Here is a 15,038-nt window from a genome sequence, read left to right on the forward strand (position 1 = left end):
GGGACGTCGAGGGGGACGGGGCGGGCGGCTTCCCGAACTCCAGGGCGGCCGTCAGCCTGTCGCCGTCACGGCCCGCGTACTGGGGCGCGCCGAGCTGCTCGCCGAGCTCCTTGGTGAGGGTGGTGGCCAGGCCGTTCATGCCGGCCCCGGCGAAGGCGACGGCCGCCGCCGGGACGTCCTTGGCGAGCGTGCCGTTCTTGGTGATGTCGACCGTCAGCTGCTTGGTGCCCGTGTCGAAGCGGAAGTTCTCCATCTTGATGACGAAGCCGTGCGACGCGCTCTCGAAGGTGACGCTGCCCTTGAAGGCGGCCTTCACCACGTGGCCGCCGTCCTTGTCGTACTGGCCGGTGGCGGAGCCGAAGCGGAAGGTGCCGTCGGCGTTCTGCGTGGCACCGTCCGCCGTGGTGATCTTGCCCTTCGCCATGCCGGTGACGTAGGCGCGGAAGCTCGCGAGCACCCCCCAGTCGAGGGTGCCGCCCACGATCGGTATCGGCGCTGCGGCGGGCCGGGCGGCCCCGGCGGCGGGGGCGGGAGCGGTGTCCGCCGCGGTGGCGGGCAGGGCGAGGGCGGCGGTGCCGAGGGCGGCCGCGGTGAGTACGGCGGCCGCTACGGCGATCGGGCGGCGGTGGGACGACATGGCTGAGAACTCCTGGAGGTACGTGACGAACAGGAAGGAACGAGAACGGAAGGGAAGGGAAGGAGGGGTCCGGGGCTACGGGGCTACGGGGCTACGGAGCGGTTTCGGACGCCGTGGCGCGGCGCCTGCCGCGGACCACCAGCAGGGCGGCGCCGCCCGCCAGGACCAGTACGGCCACGCCGAGGGCCGCGTACAGCCCGGTGTCCGCGGACTCGCCCGTCTCGGCGGCGGACGCGGGGGCCGGGGCGGCGGAGGACGGGGCGGGCGGGGTAGCGGCGGCCGGCGCGGCGGTCGAGCCGAGGTCGGGCAGGGCGGGCAGCGGCGTACCGGCTTCGAGGGCGACGGCGAGCGTGACGGGGTCCATCTCGGTGCCGGCCTTGTAGAGGGAGCCGAAGGCCTGGGAGCCGCCTTCGGTGAGGGTGGCGGGGGCTTCGGTCAGGGTGGCGAGATTCCCCTCGGACTTGAGGCCCTTGGCGTCGAACTCGACGAGCGCCACGGCCGGCCTGGTCTGCCCGCCGGTGGTCACGTCGGCGGACAGCACGCCCTTGCCGTTCTCCACCTTGACGCCCACCTTGCCGAGCGCGAGGTCGAGCCGGGCTCCGGTGAACCGGACGCTGCCGGCGAACTCGGCGGCGAGTACGCCTTTGCGGCCGTCGTAGGTCCCCTTGCCCTGCGGGAAGCGGAACAGGGCTCCGCCGTCCTGGGCGCCGTCGGCGAGGGCCCACCCGCCCTGGCTGACGGATCCGGTGACGTACTCGCGGAAGGTGCGGCGCACGCCCCAGTCCACGGCGGCGTCGGCGAAGGCCCCCCGCGCCTGCGGGCCGGCGGCCGGGGTGCCGGACGGCTGTGCGGGCCGGGTGGGCTGCGGGGCGGCCGGGGCGGCCGGGGTGGCCTGGGCCGCCTTGACGTCGGCGGAGAGGCTGACCGGGTCGAGCTGCGCGCCGGCCTGGTAGTAGCCGGCGAATGCCCGGGCGCCCTGGTCGGTGAGGGTGGCGGGGACGTTGGTGAGGGTGATCGGGCTGCCGCCGCCCCGCATGTCGATGCCGCCGAGGTTTTTTGGTGGCGAAGGGCACCTGGGTCTGGGTGCTGACCGCGCCGGTGTCCTTGGCCTTGCCGGTCACGTCCAGGTAGAGGGTGCCGCGGCCGCCGGAGATGCGGACGGTGGGGCGGCTGACGGTCAGGTCCAGTTCGTACGCGCCGTCGGGCTTCCGGTGGCCCTGGAAGGTCACCCCGCCGGAGAACGCGGCCTCGAACTCCCCGGAGGCGGGGTCGTAGGAGCCGGTCGCGGAGTGGAAGCGGAACAGGCTGCCGCCGACGGTGGCGGCTCCGCCCTTCAGCTGGAAACCGCCTTTCGCGACCGGGCCCGTGACGTAACTCTGGAAGGAGGATTTGAGGCCCCAGTCGAGCCGTCCCCCCTGCACGGCGCGGCTCTCCGCGCGGGCGGCGGCGGCCGGGATCAGGGCCGCGAGCAGGACCGCGAGCAGGGTCACGGCGAACGCGCGGACGGGTCGTGCGGACATGAAGTCCCCTCCGGGGTCTGGGGAACGGGGAACGGGGATCGAGGGACCGGCGGACGAAGCCGAGGGCTCAAAGTAAGGTTAGGCTAACCTAAGCCATCCCGGCCGAGCGGGAAACCCCTCGTTCCGGCCCAGCCCCCGCCCCCGCCTCCCGGCCGGACGATCAGGACGGTGTCCCGGTGCCCACGCCCGCCACCCCAACCCGCTTCCCCCGCCTGGCCGTTGCCCTGACGGCCCTGGGGCTCTCACTGGCGCTCTCCGCCGCCGGCTGCGCCGGTACGGACACCCCTGCCGGCCCCGCCGCCGGGCGCTCCGCCCCCACCCTCCCCGACCGGGTGGAGCCGATCGCCTCCACCGTGCCGCCCGCGCTGCCGGTGAGCGTCGCCTCGGCCGACGGGAGGCAGGTCACCGTCACCTCGGCGGAGCGGGTCATCCCGCTCACCGGCAGCCTCAACGAGATCGTGCAGACCCTCGGCCTCGGCCCGCAGGTCGTCGCCCGGGACGTCACCGCCACCTTCGAACAGGCCTCGGCCCTGCCGGTGGTGACGCGCGGCCACGAGGTCTCGGCCGAGAGCGTGCTCTCGCTGCGCCCGACGCTGGTCCTGGCGGAGACCACCACCGGCCCCGCCGAGGCGGTGCGGCAGATCCGCGACGCGGGCGTCCCGGTCCTGGTGGTCGCGCCCGCCAAGGCCCTGGAGGACGTACCCGCGCGGATCGGGGCGGTCGCCGCCGCACTGGGCGTCAAGGAGGCCGGAGCGGAGCTGAACCGGCGCACCGCCGAGCGGATCGCCGCCGCCCGCAAGGGCGTTCCGGCCGGCACCGGGAAGAAGCCCCGGGTGGCCTTCCTCTACCTGCGCGGCACCGCCTCGGTCTACCTGCTGGGCGGCTCGGACTCGGGCGCCGGTTCGCTGCTGGAGGCGGCGGGCGCGGTGGACACCGGCAAGGAGTCGGGGCTCGGCAAGGACTTCACCCCGATCACCAGCGAGGCCCTGGCCGCGGCCGCCCCGGACGCCCTCCTCGTCATGTCCAAGGGCCTCGAATCGGTCGGCGGCGTCGACGGGCTGGTCAAGATCCCGGGCGTGGCCCAGACCCCGGCCGGGATGGACCGCAGGGTCGTCACCGTCGACGACGGGGTGCTGCTGAACTACGGCCCGCGCACCGACCAGGTGCTCTCCTCGCTGGTCGCGCAGCTCCACGGCAAGGGGGCCTGAGGTGGCCGTCTCCACGGAGGCGACCCGCGGGGAGGCCGTCCCGTCACGGCGGCGGCCGGGCCGCAGGGCGCCGCTGCTGGCGGCCGGGCTGCTGGCCGCGCTGCTGTTGCTCGCGCTGGTCTCGGCCGGGGTCGGCGCGTACGCCATCCCCACCGGGGACGTGCTCGCCTCGGTCCAGCACCGGGCGGGCCTCGGCGGGGCTCCGCTGGACCGGGTCGGGGAGAGCGTGCTGTGGAACGTACGCCTGCCCCGGGTCGCGCTGGCGCTGCTGGTCGGTGCGAGCCTGGGGTGTGCGGGGGCGCTGATGCAGGGGGTGTTCGGCAACCCGCTGGCCGAGCCCGGGGTGATCGGCATCTCGGCGGGGTCCGCCGTGGGCGCGGTCGGCGCGATCGGGCTGGGCCTGACCTTCCTCGGCAACTGGACGGTCACCGCCTGCGCCTTCGTGGCGGGGCTGGTCACGGTCGGCGCCGTCTACCTGCTGTCCCGCAGCGGCGGCCGGACCGAGGTGGTCACGCTGATCCTGACGGGCATCGCCGTCAACGCCTTCGCGGGCGCCCTGATCGGGCTGTTCGTCTTCTTCGCGGACAGCGGCCAGGTCAACCAGATCACCTTCTGGCAGCTGGGCTCCCTCGCGCAGGCGACCTGGCCCAAGGTGCTCGCCGTGCTGCCCTGCGCGCTGGTCGGGCTGGTCGCGGCCCCCTTCCACGCCCGCAGGCTCGACCTCCTCGCCCTCGGCGAGCGGCCCGCCCGCCACCTCGGGATCGACGTCGAGCGGCTGCGGCTGGCCCTGATCGTGGTCGTGGCCCTGCTGACGGCCGCCGCCGTGGCCGTCGCCGGGGTGATCACCTTCGTGGGGCTGCTGGTCCCGCACCTGCTGCGGATGGCGAACGGGCCCGGGCACCGCTTCCTGGTGCCCGGCAGCGCGCTGGCCGGGGCGGTGGTCCTGGCCGGGGGCGACCTGGCCGCCCGGACGGCGGCCCGGCCGGCGGAGCTGCCGCTCGGCGTGCTGACGGCGCTGCTCGGCAGCCCCTTCTTCTTCTGGCTGCTGCGCCGCACCCGCCGGGGACAGGGGGGCTGGGCATGAGGTTCCCTCCAGCCGGCCTCCTCCCAGCCGGCCTCCTCCCAGCCGCCCTCCTCCCAGCCGCCCTCCTGCCGCGCGGCCGTCGTACCGTGCCCGCGCGTCCCGCACCCGGGGCCGCCGTCGCGGAGGCCGTCGGGCTGCACGTCCGGCTCGGGGAGCGCGAGGTGCTCGCCGGGATCGACCTGGCCGCCCGCGCCGGCGAAGTGCTGGCCCTGGTCGGGCCGAACGGAGCCGGGAAGTCCACCCTGCTGGCGGCCCTCGCCGCCGACCTGCCGGCCGCCTCGGGCAGCGTACGGATCGACGGGCGCCCGGTGGACGGCTGGGGCGCCGCCGAGCTGGCCCTGCGCCGCTCGGTGCTCCCCCAGTCGGCCGGGCTGTCCTTCCCCTTCCCGGTCGCGGAGGTGGTCCGGATGGGCCGTGCCCCGTGGGCGGGGACGGGGCTCGCGGACGCCGACGAGGAGGCGGTGGCGGAGGCGATGGCCGCCACCGAGGTCACCCGATTCGCCGATCGGCCCTTCCCGGACCTCTCCGGCGGCGAGCGGGCCCGGGTCGCGCTGGCCCGCGTACTGGCCCAGCGCGCCCCGCTGCTGCTGCTCGACGAGCCCACGGCGGCCCTGGACCTGCGCCACCAGGAACTGGTGCTGCGGATCTGCCGGGAACGGGCGGCGGCCGGGGACGCGGTGGTCGTGGTCCTGCACGACCTGGGGCTGGCGGCGGCGTACGCGGACCGGGCGGCCGTGCTGCACGGCGGCCGGATCGCGGCGGCCGGGCCCCCGGCGGAGGTGTTCGGGGACGGGCTCCTGACCCGCGTCTACCGGCAGCCGGTGGAGGTGCTCGCGCACCCCCGGACGGGGGCTCCGCTGGTGCTCCCGGTACGGGACGGAGGCGTTCCGGATCACCCTCCCGCCCAGGCGGCACAAGGGATCGAACCGGACGGTAACAACAGTCCCGCACGGAATGCGGACGGCGACTTGACTCCCGCTTGACCTTCGCTTGATCCGGTCATGGAGGGCCCGTGACGGCCTCGTGTCCGCGGCCGGAATGTGAGAGCTGAATCACTGGACGAGCGGGCATCGGTCAGGTAAGCCTCGGTTAAGTTAGGTCCGCCTCACCGGCCCTCACCGGCCTCCCCCCAGCCTCCACCCCCGCCAGGAGCCCACATGCGCCCCGCCCGCCTCACCGTCCTCACCGCGGCCGCAGCCGTCGCCGCGCTCACCGCAGTCACCGGCTGCGCCGAGAAGAGCGACAAGAGCGGCTCGGGCGCGATCCAGGTGAAGGCGACCGACACCGCCTGCGAGGTCTCCAAGACCGAGTTCCCGGCCGGCAAGGTCACCATCGAGGTGGAGAACAAGGGCTCCAAGGTCACCGAGCTGTACGTGCTCTTCCCGGACGACCGCATCGTCGCCGAGCGCGAGAACATCGGCCCCGGTACCAAGGCCACCATCACCGCCGAGATCAAGGCGGGCGACTACGCCTTCACCTGCAAGCCCGGCATGAAGGGCGACGGCATCCGCACTCAGGTCAAGGCCACCGGCAAGGGCGGCACCGAGAAGCGCAGCCCGGAGCTGGATGCCGCGGTCGCCGCGTACCGCAAGTACGTCCAGGAGCAGGCCGACGAGACCCTGCCCAAGGCCCAGGCCTTCGTCGACGCCGTCAAGGCCGGCGACCTGGAGGCGGCGAGGAAGGCCTACGCCCCCTCCCGCATCGGCTGGGAGCGCACCGAGCCCGTCGCCGAGTCCTTCGGCGACATCGACCCGAAGGTCGACGTCCGCGAGGACGGCCTGGAGGCCGGCCAGGACCCGGCCAAGGACTGGACCGGCTGGCACCGCCTGGAGAAGTCCCTCTTCCAGGACAACAAGATCGACGACAACGACAAGAAGCTCGCCGACACCCTGATCGCCGACCTGACCGAATGGCAGAAGAAGGTCGGCCAGGCCGAGATCACCCCCACCTCCATGGCCAACGGTGCCAAGGAGCTGCTCGACGAGGTCGCCACCGGCAAGGTGACGGGCGAGGAAGAGCGCTACAGCCACACCGACCTGGTCGACTTCAAGGCCAACGTCGAGGGCGCCCAGAAGTCCTACGAGCTCCTCAAGACGGTCACCGCCAAGAACGACCCGGAGCTCGCCAAGCAGCTGGACACCCAGTTCGCCGCGATGAACACCCTCCTGGACAAGTACCGCGCCGACAAGAACACCTACGAGTTCACCTCGTACGACAAGGTCGGCGAGGCCGAGCGCAAGGAACTCTCGGACGCCGTCAGCGCGCTGGGCGAGCCGCTCTCCAAGCTGGCCGCCGCGGTCGTCAAGTAGTCCTGAGCCAGGCAGAGGCGGGAGAAGCAGCATGACCGACCAGGTGTCGGAAGAGACCACGGGCGCCGCGGGCGCCACCGCAGCGCCCTCGCGCCGTGCCGTGCTCGGCTGGGGCGGTGCGGGGCTGGCGGTCGGAGCGGCCGCCGCCGGCGGCGCGGTCGCCGCGTTCGGCAGCGGCTCGGACATCTCCCCGGCGGCCTCCGCCGGGGCGGCCGTGCCCTTCCACGGAGAGCACCAGGCCGGCATCGCGAGCGCCGTCCAGGACCGGCTGCACTTCGCGGCCTTCGACGTGAAGACGAAGAGCCGCGACGAGCTGGTCGCGCTCCTCAAGGAGTGGACGGCCGCGGCCCGGCTGATGACGGCCGGCCTGCCGGTCGGCGACGTGTTCGAGGGCGCGCCCGAGGCGCCGCCCACCGACACCGGCGAGGCCCTCGGCCTCAAGCCCTCCCGCCTCACCCTGACCATCGGATTCGGCCCGGGGCTGTTCGCCAAGGACCGCTTCGGCCTGGAGGGCAAGCGCCCCGAGGCCCTGGTGGACCTGGAGCTCTTCCCCGGCGACAACCTGGACCAGGCCCGCTCCGGCGGCGACCTGTGCGTCCAGGCCTGCGCCGACGACCCGCAGGTCGCCGTGCACGCCATCCGCCAGCTGGCCCGCATCGGCTTCGGCAGGGTCGTCGTCCGCTGGTCGCAGCTCGGCTTCGGCAAGACCTCCTCGACCACGCCCGACGAGCAGACCCCGCGCAACATGATGGGCTTCAAGGACGGCACCCGGAACATCTCGGGCACCGACAAGGCCGCCCTGGACAAGCACGTGTGGGTCGGCGCGGGCGACGGCAGCGACTGGCTGACCGGCGGCTCGTACCTGGTCGCCCGGCGCATCCGGATGAACATCGAGATCTGGGACCGCACCCCCCTGCAGGAGCAGGAGGACATCTTCGGCCGCGACAAGGGCGAGGGCGCCCCCGTGGGCAAGTCCAAGGAGCGCGACGAGCCGTTCCTGAAGGCGATGAAGCCGGAGGCGCACGTGCGCCTCGCGCACCCCGACACCAACGACGGGGCGACGATCCTGCGCCGCGGCTACTCCTTCACCGACGGCACGGACGGCCTGGGCCGCCTCGACGCCGGCCTGTTCTTCCTGGCCTACCAGCGCGACGTCCGCAAGGGCTTCGTCCCGATCCAGCGCCGGCTGGCGAAGTCGGACGTCCTGAACGAGTACATCCAGCACGTGGGTTCGGCGATCTTCGCCGTCCCGCCGGGCGTCCGCGACAAGGACGACTGGTGGGGCCGGTCCCTGTTCGCCTAGTCCCCGCCGGAGAGGAAACGCCGTGTTCGGCAACTATCTGATCGGCCTGCGCGAGGGGCTGGAGGCCAGCCTGGTCGTCTGCATCCTCGTCGCGTACCTGGTCAAGACCGGGAACCGGGCCGCCCTGCGCCCGGTCTGGCTCGGCATCGGAATCGCCTGCGGGATCTCGCTCACCTTCGGAGCGCTGCTGGAGTTCGGCACCCAGGAGCTGACCTTCCAGGCGCAGGAGCTGCTCGGCGGCAGCCTGTCGATCATCTCGGTGGGCCTGGTGACGTGGATGGTCTTCTGGATGAAGCGCACCGCGCGGCACCTGAAGGCCGAGCTGCACGGCAAGCTCGACTCGGCGCTCGCCATGGGCACCGGTGCGCTGGTCGCCACCGCCTTCCTGGCGGTGGGCCGCGAGGGCCTGGAGACGGCGCTGTTCGTGTGGGCGTCGGTCCGCGCGAGCGGCGAGGGCTCCTCGGCCCCCCTGATCGGCGTGCTGCTGGGCATCGCGACCGCGGTCGTCCTCGGCTGGCTGTTCTACCGGGGCGCGCTGAAGATCAACCTGGCGAAGTTCTTCAAGTGGACCGGCGGGATGCTGGTGGTCGTGGCCGCGGGCGTGCTCGCGTACGGGGTCCACGACCTCCAGGAGGCCGAGTTCCTCGGCGGCCTGAACGACAGGGCCTTCGACATCAGCTCGGTGATCGCGCCGGACAGCTGGTACGGGGTGCTGCTGAAGGGCGTCTTCAACTTCCAGCCGGACCCGACCGTCTACCAGCTGGTGGTGTGGTCCCTGTACCTGGCGCTCGTGCTGACCCTGTTCCTGCTCCCGGCCCGCCCGCGCACCCCCGCGGAGGCGCCGGCCCCGGCGGCGTCGGTGAGCGGCCGCACCAAGGACTGACCGGTTCCGCGCGACGGAAGGGCCCCGGCCGCCTCCCCCTCGGCGTGGGGCGGCCGGGGCCCTTCCGTGTGGGTTCCGCCCCGCCCGCGCGGTCAGCCGCGTCCGATGTACGGCATCGCGGTGGCCATCACCGTCGCGAACTGGACGTTGGCCTCCAGCGGGAGCTCCGCCATGTGCAGCACGGTGCGGGCCACGTCGGCGGCGTCCATCACCGGTTCCACCGCCAGCCGGCCGTTGGCCTGGAGGATGCCGGTCTGCATGCGCTCGGTCATCTCGGTGGCCGCGTTGCCGATGTCGATCTGTCCGCAGGCGATCCGGTACGGGCGCCCGTCGAGCGACAGGGACTTGGTCAGGCCGGTCATGGCGTGCTTGGTCGCGGTGTAGGCGATGGAGTTCGGGCGCGGGACGTGGGCGGAGATGGAGCCGTTGTTGATGATCCGGCCGCCCTGCGGGTCCTGCTCCTTCATCACCCGGAACGCCGCCTGGGCGCAGAGGAAGGAGCCGGTGAGGTTGACGTCCACGACCTGGCGCCAGGCCTCGTAGCCGATGTCCTCCAGCGGGACCCCGGCGGGGCCGAAGGTGCCGGCGTTGTTGAAGAGCAGGTCGAGCCGCCCGTACCGCTCCCGTACGGCCTCGAACAGCGCGGTGACGTCCTGCGGGTCGCTGACGTCGGCCGGTACGGGCAGTACGTCCGCGCCCGCTCCGGCCGCGGCGGCCGTCTCCTCCAGGGGCCCGGGCCGGCGCCCGGCCACGGCCACCGACCAGCCCGCCCCGGCCAGGGCCAGGGCCACGGAACGGCCGATCCCGGAGCCGGCTCCGGTCACTACGGCGATCTTCTTCGCGGGTGCGTTCATGGGGCCGCAGGCTACGTCACACCGGACATCCGGCCCGGGACGTTCCGACAGCTGAGAGCATGGGTCGGTCAGGGGTGCATAAAGCAGATGAAAAGACTGGAGTTCCGCATGTCGGAGAGCGGCCCTTCCACGGCCCCCTCGCACGGGCCGTCGCCCCACCCGTCGCCCGATCCCTCACCCCTCCCGGCACCCCGCAAGGCACCCGAGCCGTCGCCCGTCACGGCGTCCGGCACGGCGCCCGGCACGGCGCCCGTCACGGCGTCCCGGAAGGCTTCCGCCGCCGCCCTGACGGCCGCGCGCCGCACCGGCCTGCTGGTCACCTTCATCCTGGGCGGCCTCACCGCCCTCCCCCCGCTGTCCATGGACATGTACCTCCCGGCCCTGCCCGAGGTCACCGCCGCCCTGCACAGCCCCGCCGCGACCGTCCAGCTCACCCTCACCTCCTGCCTCGCCGGCATGGCGCTCGGACAGCTGGTCATCGGCCCGATGAGCGACAAGTGGGGCCGCCGCAGACCGCTGCTGACCGGCATGGCCGTCTACGTCCTGGCCACCGCGATCTGTGCCCTCGCCCCGAGCGCCGAGCTGCTCATCGCCTTCCGGCTGCTCCAGGGCCTGGCCGGCGCGGCCGCCATCGTGATCGCCCGGGCCGTCGTGCGCGACCTGTACGAGGGCGTCGAGATGGCCCGCTTCTTCTCCACGCTGATGCTGATATCCGGCACCGCCCCGATCATCGCCCCGCTCATCGGCGGCCAGGTGCTCCGGTTCGCCGACTGGCGCGGGGTCTTCGTCGTCCTCACCGCCGTCGGCCTCGCACTCACCCTCGTCGTGTGGCGCAGCCTCGGCGAGACGCTGCCGCCCGAGCGCCGCCAGACCGGCGGGGTGGGCGCCGCGCTGCGGACCATGCGCGGGCTGCTCGGCGACCGGGTCTTCGCCGGCTACACCCTCGCGGGCGGCTTCGCCTTCGCGGTGCTCTTCTCCTACATATCCGCCTCGCCCTTCGTCGTGCAGGAGATCTACGGGGCCTCCCCGCAGGCCTTCAGCCTGCTGTTCGGCCTGAACTCCGTCGGGCTGATCGTCGTCGGCCAGATCAACGGCAAGCTGCTGGTGGGCCGGGTCAGCCTGGACAAGGCCCTGGCCACCGGGCTCGCCGTCATCACCGCCGCCTCCGTCGCCCTGCTGCTCATGTCCACCGGGGTGTTCGGGAAGGCCGGGCTGCTGCCGGTCGCCGCCGCGCTGTTCGTGCTGATGTCGGCGATGGGCCTGGTCCTGCCCAACACCAACGCGCAGGCCCTCATGCGCACCCCGCACGCCGCCGGATCGGCGTCCGCGCTGCTGGGCACGTCCTCCTTCCTGGTCGGGGCGGTCGCCTCGCCGCTGGTCGGGATCGCGGGCGAGGACACGGCGGTGCCGATGGCGCTCGTGCAGCTCGGCTGCTCGCTGCTGGCGGTGGCCTGCTTCCTCGGCATGTGCCGGCCCTGGCGGACGCGGGAACCCATGGCCGGGCCCCCGGCACCGGGCGCGGGCTCCGGGTCGGGGTCGGCGTCGGGCTCCGGGTCGGGCTCGGGCTCCGGGTCGGGCTCCGGGGCGGGCTCCGGGGCGGGCTCCGGGGCGCCGTAAACTTTCCAGGTGAACGCCGCACCCGCCCCCACCACCGCCGAAACCCTCCGCAGCGCGCTCGCGGGGCTGCTCGACGGGCTCCCGCCGAAGCAGGCCTCGGCCGCCGTCGAGCGGCTGATCGCCAACTACCGGGGGGCCACCCCCACCGACGCCCCCGTGCTGCGCGACCGCTCCGACGTGGCGGCGTACGCGGCGTACCGGATGCCGGCCACCTTCGAAGCCGTACGGTCCGCCCTGGACGGGCTGGCGGAGGCCGCCCCGGACTGGACGCCGGGCTCGCACGTGGACGTGGGCGGCGGCACGGGCGCCGCGGCCTGGGCGGTGGACGCGACCTGGGACGGGCCCCGCGCGACGACGGTGCTGGACTGGGCGGAGCCGGCGCTGGCGCTCGGCAAGGAGCTGGCGGGCCGTTCGCCGTCGGCGGTGCTGCGCGCGGCCGAGTGGCGCCGGGCCGTCATCGGCAGCGGGATCGGCCTGCCGGACGCGGACCTGGTGACCGTGTCGTACGTGCTGGGCGAACTGACGGCGGAGGCCCGTACGGCGGTCGTCGCCGAGGCGGCCCGCGCCGGGCGGGCCGTCGTACTGATCGAGCCGGGCACGCCCCAGGGGTACCTGCGCATCCGCGAGGCCCGTGAGCAGCTGGTCGCGGCCGGGATGACGGTGGCGGCGCCGTGCCCGCACGACGGGGCCTGCCCCATCGAGGTGGGGCAGGACTGGTGCCACTTCTCGGCGCGGGTCAGCCGCTCCTCGCTGCACCGGAAGGTCAAGGGCGGGTCCCTGCCGTACGAGGACGAGAAGTTCGCCTACGTCGCCGCGACGCGGTTCCCCGTGACGCCGGTCCCCTCCCGGATCACGCGGAGGCCGCAGATCCGGAAGGGGCTGGTCCTGCTGGACCTGTGCGGTCCCGAGGAGGCGGGGCTGTCCCGGGCCACCGTGACCAAGCGCCACGGCGGCCTCTACAAGGCGGCCCGGGACGCCGAGTGGGGCGACGCCTGGCCGCCCGCCTCCGCCTCCGCCGGCGCCGACGCCGACGCCGAGTAGGGGCCTACGGCCTCAGCTCCTGGGTGCAGCACTTCACGCTGCCGCCGCCCTTGAGCAGCTCGCCCAGGTCCATCGGGATCGGCTCGAACCCCCGGTCGCGCAGCGGGGCCAGCAGCCCGGTCGCGCCCTGCGGGAGCAGGACGTGCCGCCCGTCGGAGACCGAGTTCAGGCCGAAGGCCGCCGCGTCCTCGTCCTCCACGACCAGGGCGTCCGGGAACAGCCGGCGCAGCACGGCCTGGCTGCCGGCGGAGAAGGCCGGCGGGTGGTACATGATCTCGTCGCCGTCGAGGACGCAGAGCGCCGTGTCCAGGTGGTAGTAGCGCGGGTCCACCAGGTCGAGGCCGATGACGGGGCGGCCGAAGAACTCCTGGGCCTCGTCGTGCGAGAGCGGGCTGGAGCGGAAGCCCCGTCCGGCCAGGATGTAGGTGGCGGTGACGGCGAAGTCCCCCTCGCCCTCGTTGACGTGCGAGGGCTCGTGGACGTCCGCGAAGCCGTGCGCGCGGAACCAGTCGAGGTGGATCTCCGCCTCGGCGGCGCGTTCCGGGTAGGCGAAGCGGGCGCCGAGGACCCGGCCGTCGACGACGAGGGCCCCGTTCGCGGCGAAGACCATGTCGGGCAGGCCGGGGACGGGGACGAGGGTCTCGACGGTGTGCCCGAGGGAGAGGTAGCGGTCCCTCAGGTCTTCCCACTGGGCGAGTGCGAGGGGCAGGTCCACCGGTTTCGTGGGGTCCATCCACGGGTTGATGGAGTACGTGACCTTGAAGTGTGCGGGTGGGCACATCAGGTAGCGCCGGGGTGTGGCGTCTCTGCGCAAAGAAGGCTCCTCACGACTGTGACTACGGACTCACGGTGCTGTGCGGGTGTCGAGAGAATCGTCTCCCCTCGGGGGTGACCGCGCAGTGAACTGATCGGGTGAATTACCACAACGGCCGGAAGACGAGACGTCTCGGACCGACTTGGTACGTTGGGGCGGTGACCAAGACCCCCGATGCCACCCGCCGCAGCGACCGCTCCCGGCGCGCCATCCTCGACGCCTCCCTCGTGCTGGTCGGCGAGGTCGGCTACAACAAGCTGACCATCGAGGCCATCGCGGCCCGTGCGGGAGTCGGCAAGCAGACGATCTACCGCTGGTGGTCCTCGAAGGCCGAGGTGCTGCTGGACGCCTCGCTGGCGCTGGCCGGGGAGGCGGGCGCGGAGGCCGGCTGGACCGGCTTCCCGGACACCGGGGACCTGGCGGCGGACCTGAAGGCCGTACTGCGGGCCACGGTGGACGAGTTCGCCGACGCCCGGTACGAGGCCCCCGTGCGCGCCCTGACCGCGGCCGGGGCGACCGACCCGGAGCTGGGGGCCCGCTTCACCCAGCGGCTGCTGGAGCCGCAGCTCGCGCTGTACGAGGCCCGGTTGCGGTCGGCCCGGGAGGCCGGGCAGCTCCCGGCGGGCACCGACCTGCGGCTGACGGTGGAAATGCTGGTGGGCCCGCTGACGTACCGGTGGCTGCTGCGGACCGCGCCGCTGACGCACGGCTTCGCGGACGCGCTGGTGGACGGGGTGCTGGCCGGCGTGGGATACGTCACCGCCGGGCGGCCGGACAGCCGTTGACACCGGTACGGCCGAGAACCATATGGCCTGATTGTGCGGTTATGTGGGGCACTCGTTCGGGGAGTCCCTTCGGGGGGTGCGGTCACCCGGCGCTCCCGATGGTGGGACCATGGAATGGTCTGCCGGGGCAACGGTGAGGTGAGGGGATCGATGGGGTCTGAGTCCGGCCGCGTCAAACGCGGCGAGCTGAGCAGGATTTCCCAGTGGCTGCGCCGCCGCTCGAAACCCGCCCCCGAGGACCCCGGCAAGGAGCGCGAAGCGCTCCTGCTCGCCGTCGCCGCCGCCGGACTCCCCCTCGCCCCCGCCGCCCATCCCTCGGGGTACCGGTGTTCGTGCGACCGCATCGGCTGTCCCACGCCGGCCCGGCACCCCGTCTCCTTCGCCTGGCAGACGCAGTCGACCACCGACCGCGCGCAGATCGAACGTTGGGCCCGCAACCAGCCCCACGCCAACTTCATCACCGCGACGGGCATGGTGCACGACGTCCTGGACGTCCCCCTGGAGGCCGGCCGCAGCGCGCTGGAGCGCCTGCTGGCCGCGGGCATCGAGGTCGGCCCCGTCGCCGAGTCCGGCGGCACCGGCGACCAGGCCCGGATGCTCTTCTTCACGGCGACCCGCGGTACGCCGGAGGACGAGGACGAATGGTGGCCCTGCGAACTGGACTGCCACCCCGAGACGATGGACGAACACCCCGGCCTGCGCTGGCACTGCCGCGGCAGCTACGTCCTGCTCCCCCCGTCGGCCCTCCCCGGCGACCACGCGGTGACCTGGCTCCGCGACGTCCGCCACCCGCTGCCGGACCCGCTGACCCTCCTGGAAACCCTGACGGACGCCTGCGCCCAGTACGCGGGCGCACGGGACCAGACCCCGGCCGCAGCCGCCTGGCCCCCGGGCCACTAGCCGCCCGCTGCGCGGTGCCGGGTCCCCTCCCCGCCCTTCGCCCGTTCCCCGGGCACTGCCCGGACCCGCGCCTCAAGCGCCGG

Annotated in this window: 13 protein-coding genes and 1 pseudogene; 10 read left to right on the forward strand and 4 right to left on the reverse strand. The window is 73.8% G+C overall.

Annotated features, from left to right (window positions below; translation table 11 throughout):
- The coding region (locus tag SSNG_RS42005; protein WP_206731288.1) for an HtaA domain-containing protein at nucleotides 1–637 on the reverse strand (637 nt) is incomplete at its 3' end.
- 91 nt (nucleotides 638–728) lie between these two features.
- A pseudogene (locus tag SSNG_RS44795) lies at nucleotides 729–2,157 on the reverse strand (HtaA domain-containing protein).
- 176 nt (nucleotides 2,158–2,333) lie between these two features.
- Here SSNG_RS44795 and SSNG_RS10525 point away from each other — a divergent pair.
- The 6 genes from SSNG_RS10525 to efeU all read left to right on the forward strand — a co-directional run bounded on the left by SSNG_RS10525 (nucleotide 2,334) and on the right by efeU (nucleotide 8,944).
- Nucleotides 2,334–3,365 carry an ABC transporter substrate-binding protein gene (locus SSNG_RS10525; RefSeq protein WP_007263804.1) on the forward strand — a complete coding sequence of 344 codons (1,032 nt, stop codon included), beginning with the start codon at nucleotides 2,334–2,336 and terminating at the stop codon, nucleotides 3,363–3,365.
- Nucleotide 3,366: 1 nt separating this feature from the next.
- Nucleotides 3,367–4,449 carry an iron ABC transporter permease gene (locus SSNG_RS10530; protein ID WP_007263805.1) on the forward strand — a complete coding sequence of 361 codons (1,083 nt, stop codon included), beginning with the start codon at nucleotides 3,367–3,369 and terminating at the stop codon, nucleotides 4,447–4,449.
- 86 nt (nucleotides 4,450–4,535) lie between these two features.
- Nucleotides 4,536–5,432: a heme ABC transporter ATP-binding protein gene (locus tag SSNG_RS10535; protein WP_050779591.1), complete on the forward strand. Its 897-nt coding sequence runs from the start codon at nucleotides 4,536–4,538 to the stop codon at nucleotides 5,430–5,432.
- 174 nt (nucleotides 5,433–5,606) lie between these two features.
- The gene (gene efeO / locus SSNG_RS10540; RefSeq protein ID WP_007263807.1) at nucleotides 5,607–6,758 is read left to right on the forward strand and encodes an iron uptake system protein EfeO; all 1,152 of its coding nucleotides are present in this window, start codon (nucleotides 5,607–5,609) and stop codon (nucleotides 6,756–6,758) included.
- A 31-nt stretch (nucleotides 6,759–6,789) separates the two neighbouring features.
- Nucleotides 6,790–8,061 carry an iron uptake transporter deferrochelatase/peroxidase subunit gene (gene efeB / locus SSNG_RS10545; protein ID WP_007263808.1) on the forward strand — a complete coding sequence of 424 codons (1,272 nt, stop codon included), beginning with the start codon at nucleotides 6,790–6,792 and terminating at the stop codon, nucleotides 8,059–8,061.
- 22 nt (nucleotides 8,062–8,083) lie between these two features.
- Nucleotides 8,084–8,944, forward strand: coding sequence for an iron uptake transporter permease EfeU (efeU, locus tag SSNG_RS10550; RefSeq protein WP_007263809.1), 861 nt, complete (start codon nucleotides 8,084–8,086; stop codon nucleotides 8,942–8,944).
- A 92-nt stretch (nucleotides 8,945–9,036) separates the two neighbouring features.
- Here efeU and SSNG_RS10555 read toward each other — a convergent pair whose 3' ends face one another.
- Entirely contained in the window at nucleotides 9,037–9,798 is a 762-nt protein-coding gene (locus tag SSNG_RS10555; protein WP_042800844.1) for an SDR family oxidoreductase, read from the reverse strand.
- A gap of 108 nt (nucleotides 9,799–9,906) precedes the next feature.
- Between SSNG_RS10555 and SSNG_RS10560 the strand changes: the two genes are divergently transcribed.
- Nucleotides 9,907–11,415, forward strand: coding sequence for a multidrug effflux MFS transporter (locus tag SSNG_RS10560; protein ID WP_206731376.1), 1,509 nt, complete (start codon nucleotides 9,907–9,909; stop codon nucleotides 11,413–11,415).
- A gap of 9 nt (nucleotides 11,416–11,424) precedes the next feature.
- A complete protein-coding gene (locus tag SSNG_RS10565) occupies nucleotides 11,425–12,456 on the forward strand; it encodes a small ribosomal subunit Rsm22 family protein (RefSeq protein ID WP_007263812.1) in 1,032 nt (343 codons plus the stop codon).
- Between the two features lie 4 nt (nucleotides 12,457–12,460).
- Here SSNG_RS10565 and ddaH read toward each other — a convergent pair whose 3' ends face one another.
- The gene (gene ddaH, locus SSNG_RS10570; RefSeq protein ID WP_007263813.1) at nucleotides 12,461–13,270 is read right to left on the reverse strand and encodes a dimethylargininase; all 810 of its coding nucleotides are present in this window, start codon (nucleotides 13,268–13,270) and stop codon (nucleotides 12,461–12,463) included.
- A 158-nt stretch (nucleotides 13,271–13,428) separates the two neighbouring features.
- Between ddaH and SSNG_RS10575 the strand changes: the two genes are divergently transcribed.
- Entirely contained in the window at nucleotides 13,429–14,055 is a 627-nt protein-coding gene (locus tag SSNG_RS10575; RefSeq protein WP_007263814.1) for a TetR/AcrR family transcriptional regulator, read from the forward strand.
- 150 nt (nucleotides 14,056–14,205) lie between these two features.
- On the forward strand, nucleotides 14,206–14,955 hold the full coding sequence (locus SSNG_RS10580; protein ID WP_007263815.1) for a bifunctional DNA primase/polymerase: 750 nt from the start codon (nucleotides 14,206–14,208) through the stop codon (nucleotides 14,953–14,955).
- The last annotated feature ends 83 nt before the right edge of the window (nucleotides 14,956–15,038 follow it).

This window comes from Streptomyces sp. C (genome assembly GCF_000158895.1).
GTDB lineage: Bacteria > Actinomycetota > Actinomycetes > Streptomycetales > Streptomycetaceae > Streptomyces > Streptomyces racemochromogenes.